Annotated in this window: 12 protein-coding genes and 2 pseudogenes; 6 read left to right on the plus strand and 8 right to left on the minus strand. The window is 34.9% G+C overall.

Going from position 1 to position 14,500, the window contains the following annotated elements:
• Positions 1–1,413 carry a T9SS type A sorting domain-containing protein gene (locus P700755_RS15865; protein ID WP_157609321.1) on the minus strand — a complete coding sequence of 471 codons (1,413 nt, stop codon included), beginning with the start codon at positions 1,411–1,413 and terminating at the stop codon, positions 1–3.
• A 268-nt stretch (positions 1,414–1,681) separates the two neighbouring features.
• On the opposite strand from P700755_RS15865, the gene P700755_RS20135 reads away from it, so the two are divergent.
• Together P700755_RS20135 and P700755_RS15870 are read left to right on the plus strand one after the other, a co-directional pair.
• Positions 1,682–1,825 (plus strand): hypothetical protein, encoded by a 144-nt coding sequence (locus tag P700755_RS20135; RefSeq protein WP_157609322.1) that lies wholly within the window; start codon positions 1,682–1,684, stop codon positions 1,823–1,825.
• A gap of 695 nt (positions 1,826–2,520) precedes the next feature.
• Positions 2,521–2,898, plus strand: coding sequence for an MBL fold metallo-hydrolase (locus P700755_RS15870; RefSeq protein WP_245535956.1), 378 nt, complete (start codon positions 2,521–2,523; stop codon positions 2,896–2,898).
• A 65-nt stretch (positions 2,899–2,963) separates the two neighbouring features.
• Here the strand turns inward: P700755_RS15870 and P700755_RS21050 are convergent, their stop codons facing one another.
• Positions 2,964–3,113: a T9SS type A sorting domain-containing protein gene (locus P700755_RS21050; protein WP_083858549.1), complete on the minus strand. Its 150-nt coding sequence runs from the start codon at positions 3,111–3,113 to the stop codon at positions 2,964–2,966.
• Between the two features lie 618 nt (positions 3,114–3,731).
• On the opposite strand from P700755_RS21050, the gene P700755_RS15875 reads away from it, so the two are divergent.
• The 4 genes from P700755_RS15875 (at position 3,732) to P700755_RS15890 (ending at position 9,739) form a co-directional block, all read left to right on the plus strand.
• On the plus strand, positions 3,732–3,995 hold the full coding sequence (locus tag P700755_RS15875; RefSeq protein WP_041758447.1) for a hypothetical protein: 264 nt from the start codon (positions 3,732–3,734) through the stop codon (positions 3,993–3,995).
• A gap of 137 nt (positions 3,996–4,132) precedes the next feature.
• Complete coding sequence (locus tag P700755_RS15880) at positions 4,133–5,335, plus strand: hypothetical protein (protein ID WP_041758448.1); 1,203 nt, start codon at positions 4,133–4,135, stop codon at positions 5,333–5,335.
• Between the two features lie 103 nt (positions 5,336–5,438).
• Entirely contained in the window at positions 5,439–6,554 is a 1,116-nt protein-coding gene (locus tag P700755_RS15885) for an ISAs1-like element ISPto5 family transposase (RefSeq protein ID WP_076611591.1), read from the plus strand.
• A gap of 44 nt (positions 6,555–6,598) precedes the next feature.
• Positions 6,599–9,739: a T9SS type A sorting domain-containing protein gene (locus P700755_RS15890; protein WP_015025654.1), complete on the plus strand. Its 3,141-nt coding sequence runs from the start codon at positions 6,599–6,601 to the stop codon at positions 9,737–9,739.
• A 181-nt stretch (positions 9,740–9,920) separates the two neighbouring features.
• Here P700755_RS15890 and P700755_RS21130 read toward each other — a convergent pair.
• From P700755_RS21130 to P700755_RS15905, 6 genes and pseudogenes are all read right to left on the minus strand, one after another.
• Positions 9,921–10,044: pseudogene (locus P700755_RS21130) on the minus strand (transposase); the annotation flags it as partial.
• Between the two features lie 260 nt (positions 10,045–10,304).
• Positions 10,305–10,823, minus strand: a complete 519-nt coding sequence (locus tag P700755_RS15895) for a hypothetical protein (protein WP_015025655.1) — start codon at positions 10,821–10,823, stop codon at positions 10,305–10,307.
• 76 nt (positions 10,824–10,899) lie between these two features.
• Positions 10,900–11,814, minus strand: a complete 915-nt coding sequence (locus P700755_RS15900; protein WP_041758913.1) for a transposase — start codon at positions 11,812–11,814, stop codon at positions 10,900–10,902.
• A 98-nt stretch (positions 11,815–11,912) separates the two neighbouring features.
• A pseudogene (locus P700755_RS21390) lies at positions 11,913–12,086 on the minus strand (transposase); the annotation flags it as partial.
• 174 nt (positions 12,087–12,260) lie between these two features.
• A complete protein-coding gene (locus tag P700755_RS20895) occupies positions 12,261–12,509 on the minus strand; it encodes a transposase (RefSeq protein ID WP_342626361.1) in 249 nt (82 codons plus the stop codon).
• A 249-nt stretch (positions 12,510–12,758) separates the two neighbouring features.
• Positions 12,759–14,381, minus strand: a complete 1,623-nt coding sequence (locus P700755_RS15905; protein ID WP_015025658.1) for a family 16 glycosylhydrolase — start codon at positions 14,379–14,381, stop codon at positions 12,759–12,761.
• Between the last annotated feature and the right edge of the window lie 119 nt (positions 14,382–14,500).

Raw genomic sequence — 14,500 nt, forward strand, 5'->3', positions numbered from 1 at the left:
TTAGTTTGAAATGATTTTAAAACTTTTCTGCTTTTGATCTATAGTAACATTCAAAATTAAAGTGCCCTTAAATGATGAAAGATTTATGGAATTGTTTTCTATAACACCATTATCAATAAGTTGTCCTTTTAGATTGTATAGATTGTATTCTACTCCATTAAGGTTATTGGTAAATCTAACAAGATCTTGAGTTGGGTTTGGATATAATTTCAACTCAGCAAATGGATTTTCAGATTGTATAGAAAGTGTATTAGGATCGAAAGAAAACAACTCATTTCCTGTAATACCTTCCTCATTGGCTCTAAAGAAAATTCTATTGTCAAAAATTTCTAGCTCGGAAACATCAATAAAGGTTTCATTAAGTTGTTCTACGTTTGTACCGTTGGTTCTCCATAAATGGGTTTCAGAATCAGTTTCATCTTCTGCAGAATAATAGATGAAACCATCAAATACGATATAGTCACCTGGATCATGATTCATATTTTCTCCAGTATTGTTGCTCAATTGTATAACTAGTTCGTTTTGTGGATTGTATTTCCAAAGTTGATCTCCACTTCCAGCATCTCCTTCAAAATATAAATCTCCATTCCAAGCAAAAAAAGCTCTCGTATTATCTATTCCAGCATTTGCGATACTTTCAATTAATACAGTTCCTTCGTTACTACCATTAGTTTTCCAAACTTGAGATTCTGCTTCAAAATATACATCTCCGTCTAGTTTTATAAATTCACTTATGCTAGAGCTCCCAGTACCTTCATCGATATCCTTAATAAGACTAAATTCTGATGAGTCTAAATCGTAAAAGAATAATTCTATGCCTACATCTAAATTATCAGATGCCATATATAACAAAAATCCATTATTGTAATCTATAAAATTGCCTCCAACGACAGATTCTGATCCAGACCCTGAAACTTCACCACCAGTCGTTCCATCATACTCTATAAATTTGTTTGGAGTAAAATTGGAATCAAAACCAACAAAATAAATTTTTCCATAAGCTACTATTGGGTTAAAAAGACCTGAGAATTGATTAGGGTATAAACCCTCACTGTTGGCAGATGTTCCATTATAAGAAAATAAATCTACTCCACCTTTGTTAGTATCAAAAGCTGTAAAAAACAATTTATTATTGTAAACTACTAAATTATTCGGTGAGCTACTTCCTTCAGGTCTCAGATCTGTAATGAGTGAAGCGCTACCATCTGTTGTAAATCTGAATAATTCTCTTCCACTCCCTCCGTTGTCTGAATCTCCATTAGTTGCTCTAAATATCAATTCATCATTAAAATTTGTAAGATTTGTAGGACCGGAGTTTTCAATCCCAGAATTGATGTCTGCCTCAAGAATTACTTGAGCTCTTAGACCAATTGAAATGATCATTAACATTGATAATAAGTAAATGTGTTTCATTGTATAATTTTTTGCAAACATAGTTATTTATATTAAGTCTAAATAAACTTAAGCGTTTTTTTTTGAAATTATGTCATTAAAATTTAATTTCTAAAATCTATAGCCTAGTACATAGTTGGGATTGGTATAATACTTATCGATTATAAGATTATGAGTGCCGAGTTGTTTAAACGCATTTTTAACGTAAAATTTAATTGTTTTGTATTTTCAATTCAAACGTATAGTTATATATGAATTATATTATTTTTCATAAGTTTTCTTATTAATCTTGATCCATAAAATAGCTCTAAAAGGCGGAGACACTCAACAAGAAGAAGCCTTAGATCCTCTAAATACTCAGGAATTTAAGATGAAACCTGAGCTAGAAGCCCCTGTGAGGTGGAAGCTACCAAAAGGGTATGATAAGAATTAATGGAGCCAAAATAACGCTAATCACAAAACGCAAAAGAAGCTTCTTTTGCGTTTTGTGATTTCTTTTTATAAAAACTTATAACAATTTCAACATCACGAAATTGGGATTGGAATATTGGTCACTTATTTTGAAGTTATGAGTGCCAATGATTTTAAAATCATTTTTTTTATAAAACTTAAGTCCATTCTCATTTTCAGTCCATACGAATATCCAAAAGGCTTTTTGTTGATGTGTTCTAGCAATTTTTATATCGTGTTTTAGAAACTCTTTGCCAAGTCCAAGGCCGTAAAATCTTTTAAAAGATAAAGCCTTTCAAATTTAGCTATTGGCGAGATATCGGTAAGAGGATGAGGTTTGTTTACTGTTAATTTGGAATAACCAGCTAGTTGGTTGTCAAAAAGTATTTTATGGAAGTAGATATTGAAGTTATTAAGAGCTTTTAATAAAGTTTGGGTGTTGAACTGATAATAAACATAGTTTTGAATATCAGTTTCAGTGGCGCTATGTCCATGGGATTCTTAAAATGTCTTTTGGCTTAACTCTGCGAGTGATTCAACTTCAGAGGAACTAAAAGGTTTAATACTTATCTGCATCTTTTGATTTTTTGCAAATAAAAGCAATAGCACCAATTTAACGTCATAATAAAAGTTGAATTATCATTGAACATCGAGTCAATTAAAAATAAAATCAGAATAATGACATATCATCACCTTAGAGATGCTACTTCTGTTATCGAAACAGAAACTGAGCATATCTATCGTGCGTTTAGCGGAGTGGGAAGTATAGAATCATTTACTTTTAAACACTTTCCGCCTCTTATGAATTCTTTAGTCGCTTTACCAGATCAAGCCTCAGACGTATTAGTTAAAACCACGAAGGCCTTGATTACTCACCAACAAAGAGACCACTTGGATGAAGCTGGAATCGATTTCTTAAAAGAAAGACAAATCCCTATAACTTGCAGTAAGTTGGATGTGGATGCTCTAAAGTCCAAAGGTTTACATGTTGTCCAGGAATTGGAGCATAACAAAGCCGTTTCTTTTTCAGACTTTTGGAGGTTTGTAATGTCATAACCATTTAAAAAACCAAATCTTATCCACAAATTAAATAAGTCAACCATTTTCATAAGATTTATAACTTATTCTTTAATGATTTTATAGGTCTCGGTTGTTTGAGGTCCTCTTCTTTGTAAGAAGTATATCCCCGGCGACCAATTTGAGGTGTCGATACTTGTGCTTTGAGAGTAGAGGACAAAATTATTAATAAGTTGACCTAGAAGATTATATATAAAGACTTCTTAACCGATAGCCTGCTTTGGAGAATGGATAGTGGTTTGATTTTGAGCAGGGTTTGGAGAAAAAGTTTATTACTGATCAGAAATAGATGATGTGAGTAATAGTTGGAGCTGCGATTTAAAATCCGAATAATAAATCAAATTACTTTTTATAAAAAAATCAATATTAAAAGTTATGATGCCCATTAAGATCAGATTGTTTTTTGAGCAAGGTGGTTGCTTAAATACATTAGACACTAAGAAAAATTCAATCTAATAATTAGACCTATTTGAGATGCCAAATGTTAAATAGGAGACACCTATGAGGAAAAACCAGAAAGGATATGTTCAGCAATCGCATGTTTTAATAAAATTTAGAAAATGAAATCGAGACTCTATTTTTACAATTTTGCGACCAGATTATGATAAGGAGTAATCATACAGAACTATTCAAAGGATTTTAAAAAAGAGTATTAGTGAAAATAATAGATATGACAGAAGTAACATAATAAATACATCATAAAATTAACAAAAATTATTTTTTAAAGATTATTTATGTTAATAATTTTAACTACGTTAGTTTAAATTATCTAGGATATTCTAGAAATTAACAAGTAAATTAAAGTTCTAAAAATGAAAAAAATTACATTTTTACTAACACTTCTAGTGTTTGCATTTGGCTTTAGTCAATCTCCTAGTCCAACTAATACGGACAATAATGGATATGTTCCAACAAAGGGACAGGCTGTGAGTCAATCTGAATCTATTATTTTCGGAGATGTTAACATGCTGGAAAGCGCTTCTCTTGGTAGTTGTATTACAGAAAATTTTGAAACATATAATCTCCCTAGTGGGTTAGCGGCTATCTTGACCGATGTTTCAATGCTACTGTTGTAAATGGTCAAGGACCAGGTCTTGTAGAAGATGGTTGTGTTTATATATCGCCGAACGGTCCAATCCAATGGAATGGTGAAGGTTATTTTGGTCAGGCAGATCAAAATATCAATTCCAACAGTCTCGATGGTGTACTTATAATGCGATATGATCTAACAGTAGATGCTATTGACTTTAACTTGAGTGCATATGATGGTTTTCCAGAATCTGTTACAATAGACATCTTTAATGATAGCGGTGTCTCACTAGGGACACTAGGACCAATAGATGTGCCAGTAAGCACACAAGTTCCAGTTTCTATAGCTGCTACGGGTATCAAATCAATAAGAATTATGGGAATCAATGGTGGCCCAACTGGTTTTAGCCCTCTTATTAATGACCACGTGTTTTGTCCTGATGGTAGCGTCCCTACCAATGACCTTTGTACAGACGCAGTTGCAGTTGTTTGTAATGATACTTTTACAGGTAATACTTCTGTTGCCACAGATACAGGTGGAAACTCTACACCAGATGTTTGGTACTCATATGCTGGAACTGTTGCAGGACAAGTTGTTACTTTTTCATTGTGTGGTGGAACAGGCTTTGATTCTGTTTTAAGAGTATTTGATGCGTGTGATGGTGCAGAAATAGATGTGAATGATGATTTTTGTGAAGCCCAATCTCAACTTACATTAACATCTGATGGTTTTTCTACATACTTAATTATGGTAGAAGGTTCTGGTAGTGCTAGTGGTGAATTTAGCTTAACTGTTTCATGTGATCCAGATAACCCAGCTGAAAACGATTCATGTGATGGTGCAATTCCAATTACGTGTAGTGAAACTGTATTAGGAGACACATCATCTTCTACAGACACAGGTGGAAACATTGCACCAGATGTTTGGTATTCATTTACCGGCGATGGTGTAGAACGACCTATTACTTTGTCATTATGTGGTGATGGAACAGACTTTGATTCTGTTTTAAGAGTATTTGATGCGTGTGACGGTACAGAAATAAATGTGAATGATGATTTTTGTGGAGAACAATCTGAACTTACATTTTTATCTGACGGTACTTCTACATACTTGATTATGGTAGAAGGTTCCGGTAGTGTTACTACTGGTGGTGCATTTAGCTTATCTGTTTCATGTACACCAGATAACGATCTTTGTGAAGATGCAGTCCCATTAGTATGTGGCGAGACTTATAGTGGCAGTTCTTTATATGCTACAAACACAGGTGGAGAACCTTCATCAGACGTTTGGTATTCATATACTGGATCTGGAATTATGGAAGATGTCACTGTGTCTATAAGTGAAGGCAACACCCAGGGCGAACGCATTAAAAAAAGTTTAAGTTAATTGGGTAAAAATGAGTGTTAATCACTTAAAATTCATCATATTATTTGTTGTTTTTTAGTTTAAAATATTGTATATTATATTGATAACCAATACTTTATACATTTTGAAAACTACCCAAAAGCTAAAGACCATATTTGGTCAAATACCCGACTTTAGACGTTCTCACAAGCAACTTTACGATTTAGAAAGCATCCTTCTCATCGGGATTATTTCAGTGATTTGTGGAGCAGATTCATGGAATGAAATGGAAAACTACGCCAACTCAAAAGAAGAATTTCTTCGTAGCTTCCTTGATTTGCCTAATGGTATCCCCTCGCACGACACATTTAATCGCGTTTTTTCTAATATTGACAGTAATCAATTTGAAAAATGCTTTATACAATGGGTTAGTGCTCTTGCACAACTACAGCCCAGAGAAATCATTGCTATAGATGGTAAAACAATTAGAGGTGCTAAAGCTGGTGGTAAAAAATCCCCAGTACACATGGTTAGTGCTTGGGCAAATGACAATAATTTGGTTTTAGGACAAGTGAAAGTTTCCCAGAAGTCAAATGAGATCACTGCCATTCCAAAATTATTAAAAGTCTTATCCATAGAAAATACTATTGTAACTATTGATGCTATGGGATGTCAAACTAAAATAGCTAAGGCCATCGTTAAAAAAAATGCAGACTATATCTTGGCTGTAAAAGAGAATCAACCTCAGTTACTAGAGCATATTGAAGATGAATTTAGATTTGGAAAAACTATGGAATCAAACCTTAGCCAAGAACTAGACCATGGCAGAATAGAAACCAGGACGTGCAGTGTAATCAGCAACTTTAAGTTTATTTTAAAAAACAATAACTGGGAAAACCTAACAAGTGTTATAAAAATAGAAAGCAAACGTGAGTTTAAAAACTCACAAAAGCCTGCACAACACGCTATACGATATTATATTTCAAGTATAAAGGCTAGCTCCCAAGATTTTCAAAAAGCCATTCGTTCTCATTGGTCTATAGAAAATAAGTTACACTGGACTTTAGATGTTGCTTTTTCAGAAGATGCTTCTAGAAAAAGAACAGGTAACTCCACTCAAAATTTCTCCATACTCAATAAAATTGCATTAAATTTATTGAAAAATGAAAAATCATTAAAAACAGGGGTGAAGAGCAGAAGACTTCAAGCGGGATGGGACAATCACTATCTGATAAAAGTGCTGAATCTAATGAAAGTTTAATGCGTTTGCCCTGAGGCAACACCTCTTTTCTTGAAGGATTTAGAATGTTTGACAGTTGCGGCGGTTTTGAAACCCTAGCAATTCAGTTTACACCTTCAATAACATTTACATCTGACGGGACTTCAACCTATTTTATTATGATTGAAGGTATAGGGAATCAATCTGGGGATTTCAACTTAGAGGTGACGTGTGAAGTTGCTTTTCCAGACAATAACGAATGTGTTGATGCAACCCCACTCGTATGTCGTGAAGCTGTAACTGGAGATACGTCACAAGCAACGAACTCTGGCGGTAATTCTTCACCAGATGTTTGGTACTCATTTACAGGTCTAGAAGGCATAACGCAGGAGGTTACTGCATCATTATGTGGGAGTAGTTTTGATACCGTACTCCGTGTATTTGATGCATGTGACGGAAATGAAATTACCCTAAATGATGACTCGTGTGGAGCGCAATCTGAACTCACATTTACGTCTGATGGAACATCGACATACCTTATTCTAGTAGAAGGCTCAGGCTCTAATGCTGGTGAGTTCACTTTAGAGTTAAGCTGTAGCCCAGACGATCCAATAAATTATGACAATTGTCTTGATGCAGTTGATATCAACTGTGGTGATACTTTTGTAGGTGAAACAATAACGGCAACAGACTCTAACACCAGTTTTGGAGGAGATGTATTTTTCTCTTTTACAGGTGAAGGTGTTATGCAGGAGATTACGGTTTCATTATGTAACGATATTACAGACTTTGATACAGAACTTTTAATTCTTGATGAATGTGGTGGAAACATAATTGCTGAAAATGATGACTTTTGTGGAGACCAATCTCAACTTACATTTACATCTGATGGAACTTCTAGATATATCATTATGGTTGATGGAGGCTTTTTTGCTTCTGGTAATTTTAGCTTAAGCATTTCTTGTAGTCCAGGTGATCCAGGATCAAACGACAATTGTGAAGATGCAGCACCTGTTGGTTGTGGAAATAATGTAATTTTAGGTGACACTTCTATAGGGACTGATACAGGAGGAAATGCTGCTCCAGACCTTTGGTATTCATTTACTGGAAATGGAAATGACCAAGATGTAACTTTATCACTATGTGATGGCGGAACAGACTTTGATTCAGTGATCAAAGTATTTGATGAGTGTGGCGGTACTGAAATTGCAGTGAATGATGACGCATGTGGATTACAATCTGAACTTACATTTACATCTGAAGGGACTTCAACATACCTTATTATGATAGAAGGTTCTGGTTCTAGTGCAGGTGCATTTAGCTTAGCAGTAAGCTCTATTGCTTGCCCTGTTCCCTGTGAAAATCCAATCCTTGAGATTAATCAAGATGCTGGAGATGCATGTTTGGCTTTTCTTTTTCAAGCAGATGTTATACAGTCTTATCAGCCTGTTGAGGCCATAAGCTCTGGAGCAGGTTTCCAGTTTTTAAGTGCGCCAACCGCTGGCACAAATTTAACATTAACACTATATGATGCTCTTCCTAGTGATGGAGGTGTTGCTTTAACTAGTGGAACTGCTGTTGCTGATGGAACGGCTGTATGGTTAGATGTATCATGGACTGTAGCTTCTGTTGTTCCTGGAGACACCTACTTTATTGGACTAACGGGAACAGCTGGCCAATGTGTAAGTGGATCAACTAGTGATTTGTATCCAGGCGGGAACTTTTTTGTTGGTGGTAATCCTTCTCCAGATGCAGACCTTATATTTAGAACCTACAGTTGTAAGGCCCTCGATGCTATAGCAAACGACGATTGTTCAGATGCTATTCCGGTTGATTGTGGCGTAACTGTTACAGGAAGCACATTAGATGCCACCGATTCTGGAGGAAATGCTGCTCCAGACCTTTGGTATTCATTTACTGGAAATGGAAATGACCAAGATGTAACTTTATCACTATGTGATGGCGGAACAGACTTTGATTCAGTAATTAGAGTATTTGATGAGTGTGGCGGTACTGAAATTGCAGCGAATGATGACGCATGTGGATTACAATCCGAACTTACATTTACATCTGAGGGGGCTTCAACATACCTCATTATGATAGAAGGTTCTGGTTCTAGTGCGGGTGCATTTAGCTTAGCAGTAAGCTGTGTTGTTCTTGGAGATTCCTGTGACGATTCATCGCTTGAGATCAATCAAGATTTCGGAGACGCTTGTATAGCTAATATTAGTCAAGGAGCTATTACACAGTCTTATCAGCCTTTTGAAGCAGAGAGTTCTGGTGCAGGTTTCCAGTTTACAAATCCGCCAACCGCTGGTACAAATTTAACATTAACACTATACGATGCTCTTCCAAGTAATGCAGGCGTTGCTTTAGCTAGTGGAACCGCAGTTGCTGACGGAACGGCAGTATGGTTAGATGTATTCTGGCCTATAACTGATGTTGTTCTTGGAGATACTTACTTTATTGGAGTAACGGGATCAGCTAACCAATGTTTAAATGGAGTACTTAGCGATGTTTATTCAGGCGGGAAGGCTTTTGTTGGAGGGAATACTTTTCCAAATTTCGACTTTACATTTAGAACGTACAGTTGTAACTCCACCGGAGGTGTAGTCAATGACGATTGTACGGATGCTATCGCGGTTGATTGTGGTGAAACTGTTACAGGAAACACAACAGACGCTACTGATTCTAGAGGAGAACCTAGTGGAGACGTATTTTATAGCTTTACGGGAACAGGAATTCAAGAGGAAGTAACACTGTCGCTTTGTGATGGAGGCACCGACTACGATTCTATTTTATACGTATTTGATGATAGTTGCGGGTCTTTAAACGAGATTGCATTTAACGATGACTTTTGTGGCACGCGGTCTGAAGTAACATTTATCTCCGATGGAACAACTACTTACACTATTATGGTAGAAGGTTTTGAATCTAACACAGGAGATTTCTCAATGTCTGTTTCTTGCGGAAATTTAGGAATTGATGATATTGATTTTTCTCAATTTAATTATTATCCGAATCCTGTAAACGAGACTATCAACTTTAGTTCTCAAGTAAATATCGATAGCATCACTATCTATAACATTCTTGGGCAACAAGTAGTGGCTCAATCAGTAAATGCTATTTCTGGCCAATTGAATGTTTCTAACTTACGAACTGGAATTTACTTTATGAAAGTATCAGTTGGTTCTAAATCAAAAACATATAAAGTGATCAAGAGATAATAATCTATTAAAATATAATAAATTAAAGTTAGTATATAATTAGATGTTAAAGCCGTTCCTGTTTTATAGGTGCGGCTTTTTCTATTGGGATGAATCTAGGCACTTGTATCAAGAAAGGAAAGACTAATACCAAATTAGACCTATAAAGGGATCAAACACTATTTTAGGGGAGCAGTCCCGATTAAGCAAATAATTTAGTTAATCTATATAGAAAGAATTTCACATCTCTAACGCCTCTAAACTGAGCTCTGAACTCTTTAATTTTCGCATTAAAAGATTCTGCTGAAGCCGTTAGTGCTTCTATTATTCATTTGCCTAAATTGTTATAAAAAAATGATTTATTTCACTCTTTTTTTGTGAAGAAAATATTTGGTGATATTAGTGAGTTGCGACTCATGTAGTTCGAATCTCTTTGCCTCTGCAAATACCAAAACCCAAACGAAGCTTAGACCTTGTTTGGGTTTTGGTATTTGCAGGCTGTCTCGAGGTAGGACAGTGGCCACGGTAAACTTGATAATTTAGTTATTTTGAGATTCTGATTTTATAGCTCTAGAGCCTTAGCTAACTACTCCTTACAATCATTTGAAGGAGTCAGTAACGCTAGACTTTTTCCTTTGGGAAGAGCGTACACAACCTCGACACATTTATTAATATCACTTAAATATCTGCTGTATGTAACTCGAAATTTGAACTCAACAGCCCTATCTCCTTTTGGTCTGTCTCCACCAATAAACACATCCATTAGTACACTAGTACCTGGAAAAACAGTTAGACTAGTTTTCTCAACAGCTTCAGAACTATCATGCATGTTTAAAGCTGTATATTCTGTAATACTTATTGGTACAGAACTGTAATTTTTGGCTCTTATTTCTACCTTACCTGATAATGCAACTTCATCAAAACCTCTGAAATTATCTACAGTTAAGTAAAGGATTGGCTCTTTTTCAATTTCTGTCAATCCTACAAGTCGGTTGTTGATTTCGATTTGCTTCTGACCTATCCATACAGCCATGATTCCAGTAAATAAAACCACCAGCACTCCAACAACACTAATACCAATCTGCCATTTCTCAAAATCTGTCATAAATTTTATAAATTATCTCGAGCTAGATCGAGGATGATGCGGAGAGTGATCCACTTATTAAATGTATTAATGCGAATCAAGAGTTAAACAATAGTGTTATAAATGCTGCTGCCAGTCGACCATAAACATGTAGATTTAAGCCTTTAGTAGATCTTACTTTGCTAGCTTTTTGTATGTCTGATTTTTCAATAAGCCAACTAAATAGCGCTTCAATTGGTTGTCTAATTTTGGATACAGCTCTTGAATATAAATCGTTTGCAGCGCGATCAAACTTTTTTAAAACATCGGGCATTCCTTTTACAGCCTTCACTGGTGTTAACATTTCCGAATTAAAATTAGCATACATATCTGTGAAAAAACTTTTAGATTGATATATTTTATCCCCAAAAAACGTTCGATTTTCTTTTTCTGACCAAGCTTCTTTAAATAGCGCAAAGTCGTTTACAGAAGCCGCAGTAAATATAATTTGTTCTGGATGTGGTAATTTAGTTGGGTTACAAAACCCTAAAGCATGCAATTTCATTCCATAATAATACATGCTTTTTGTGGAGCAAAATCCTTTATCTGTAATATCGGGTGCAACTTTACCCGAGCGTTTTCCAGAGCAAGTGACAATAGGCATTGAATCTAATACGCTAAATTTTGTCGAACATTCCTTTGGTGTAAATTCGGTTAAAATCATCCCTACAAGAGTATTCATAACATTAGAAAGCCTATTTATTCTGCGGTTAAAAGCTTGATAGCTAACTAAATCTGGAAACCAACTCAATAAATACTCACTTGCAAATTGATGTATTTTATTCATTTTAAAAATCCCTTGATGCTCCATTACAAATAGATAAATCGTGACGATTTCTTGATCTGTAAGTTTTGGAGTATTATTATTGCTAAAACGCATAGATTCGAATTGTAGCTGTTCATCAAACTTTTTACATACATAATCATATAATTTTACTAACTTATAATCCTTGTTATTGTTCTTTGTATTCAAAATAATCTCGTTGAAATTGACTATTAAGATACTGAAAATCAATAACTTAAACAAGTTTAAGAGGCTGATTTTCAACTAATTAAACTTGTTTTTTATCTTTATTTCAAACCTTGATTCGCATTGTTATTAAAAATATAGGTTAATCCTTGTGCTAAATTGTATGCTTTTTCAATGGTTGGGTATAATATAAATAGAACCTCAGCTCTTTCTCTCTGTTCTAGAGTCCATTTTGTTTTGGATTTGAATAATAAATATCTGCTTCTAGCGAGTAGTTGTTTATGCGTATCTCCATTGCTCGGAAGTTCTTACTTATATGTATTTCCTTTCTCCAGAGCCTTTATTATATCGCTATTTTTCTGCTCTAATATCTCCTACCTTAATCTTATACGCTCTTCTTGTACTGCTTCTGAGGCTAATTTTTGGACATGAAATCTATCAGCAACTATTTATGTTTTAGGAAAACATTTTTTAGCAATTAAATTCATGCTACCTGCCATATCAACTGTAACTTCTTCTACCACATTTCGTCTCTCTAGAGGGATCTTATGGAGTATATTAATGACATCAATGGTTATAGTTCCTTTTACAATAGGAATTATACTCGCTTTTTTACCCTGAGCATTCTTGTTGTTTAAGATGGTGTATAGCTCACCTTTAGATAAGGGGGTTTCGTCTAGACTTAAATAGGTGCCGATATTCTTGGCGAAGAGTAGCCAATCTTATGCATGTTCTAATCCAAGAGAATAGAAACATAGTATAGAAATTTATAGTTCACGAAAATTTATAGATTTTGATTCTACAATTTCAGAACTACTTACTTATTCTAACTAAGATTCATCCTCTAATTTAGAATTTTTTATAAAAGCTATAATGTCACAACCATTTAAAAAGCCAAATCTCGTCCACAAATTAAATAAGTCAACCATTTTCATAAGATGTCTAACTTATTCTTTAATGATTTTATAGGTCTCGGTTGTTTGAGGTCCTCTTCTTTGTAAGAAGTATATCCCCGGTGACCAATTTGAGGTGTCAATACTTGTGTTTTGAGAGCGGAGAACAAAATTATTAATAAGTTGACCTAGAAGATTATATATAAAGACCTCTTGTCCGAGAGCCTCCTTTGGAGAATGGATAGTGGTTTGATTTTGAGCAGGGTTTGGAAAGACGTTTAGTTTCACTTCTGAGTTAACTTCACTAATCCCTAAGTTACTTTCTTGGTATATCCTTACATAATCTATTTCCATAGTGCTTTGCGTAAAGTTAGGATCTATAATGGATTGGATTGCCGTGTTTAATAAAATGTATTGATCCTCATCAAAAGGCCAAGTCTCGTCGTTTTGTACATCAGGCTGATAAGTATAATGCACATTTCCGTCTACACTGAACACCATGCGGTCTGGATACCAGTCTAGAACGTAATTATGAAAAGCTGTTGAAGCCGTTTGAATAATTTGACCTCCAAAATTAGATGTGTTTCCAAAGCTAGAAGGGGTGTGTAATGCACTTGAGATATAATTCTGGTTATCGCCCCAATGCTCCATAATATCAATTTCCCCACAGGCAGGCCATGGGGTGGTTCCAAAGCCTTCGTTATCCCAATATCCACCAGTCTCCTGGATATTTTGACCCAGTAGCCAGATAGCAGGCCAAGTACCAACACCTGTAGGTAATTTCGCTCTCACTTCAACCCGTCCGTAGGTAAAAGCAAATTTGGAGTTGAGTCGGGCAGAAGTATACTCTTTAGTCACTCCTTGGTCTGTAAAGGTTTCATTTTTAGCAACCAAGTTTAAGTTGTCATTTTCAACAAACGTATTCTCAATTCTATCTGTATAATGCTGTATTTCTCCATTGAACCAAGAGTCACCTTGAGGTAATTTAGTTTGATGGAACCATTTATTTGTATTTATGGCACCGTCTGTATCAAACTCATCAGACCATACTAATTCGTCGTAGACAGGATCATTTGGATTTCCAGGTTCATCTTCACTATCTCTGCCTTCAAAATAAAAATCATCTATAAAGGCAATTACTTGGTCGGTATTGTTTTCTCCATTAAGTTGAAGCACCACTCGATTGAAATCGGTCCTCATTAATGGATCTGGAGAATTAGAGTCCAAATTGATAAATTCATCTTGAGAAAAACTGAAACTTACAGTTTGCCATTGATCCAATTCTAATGTTTTTATAATTTCACTTTGGGTGGACCATGGAGTTGACTGATTTCTATTTTGAAGTTTCAAAGAAATTTGATTGGTTTGATTTCCTGTTAGTTCTGAGGAGAGAACATAAAGTTTTAAGCTAAATGTTGAATTCTGGTCTAAAAGGATAGCAGAAGAACTATCAAACCCAATATTTGCAAACAGTCCGCCTGCATCTTCATATTTCAATACTGCTTCAGAAGGGTTGGAGGAATCTATAAATGGATTACTAAAGTTTATATCCATCAAAGCTTCGTCTTCATACCATGTGGATATGGTCGAATTCCCTTCAAAATCATCTTCTAAAATCTGTGAAAATCCTGTAAAACTTGTGAATAATAGCAATGAGGAAAGTAAAACTTTAAGCATGTTTTTTTTATTACAATATATTCATTTGCGTAGTATTAATAAAACATGTAATGTTAAACTTAATAAACTTAATAAACTTAATAAACTTAATAAACTTAATAAACTTGATTTAACAAAAA

This window comes from Psychroflexus torquis ATCC 700755 (assembly GCF_000153485.2).
Classification (GTDB): domain Bacteria; phylum Bacteroidota; class Bacteroidia; order Flavobacteriales; family Flavobacteriaceae; genus Psychroflexus; species Psychroflexus torquis.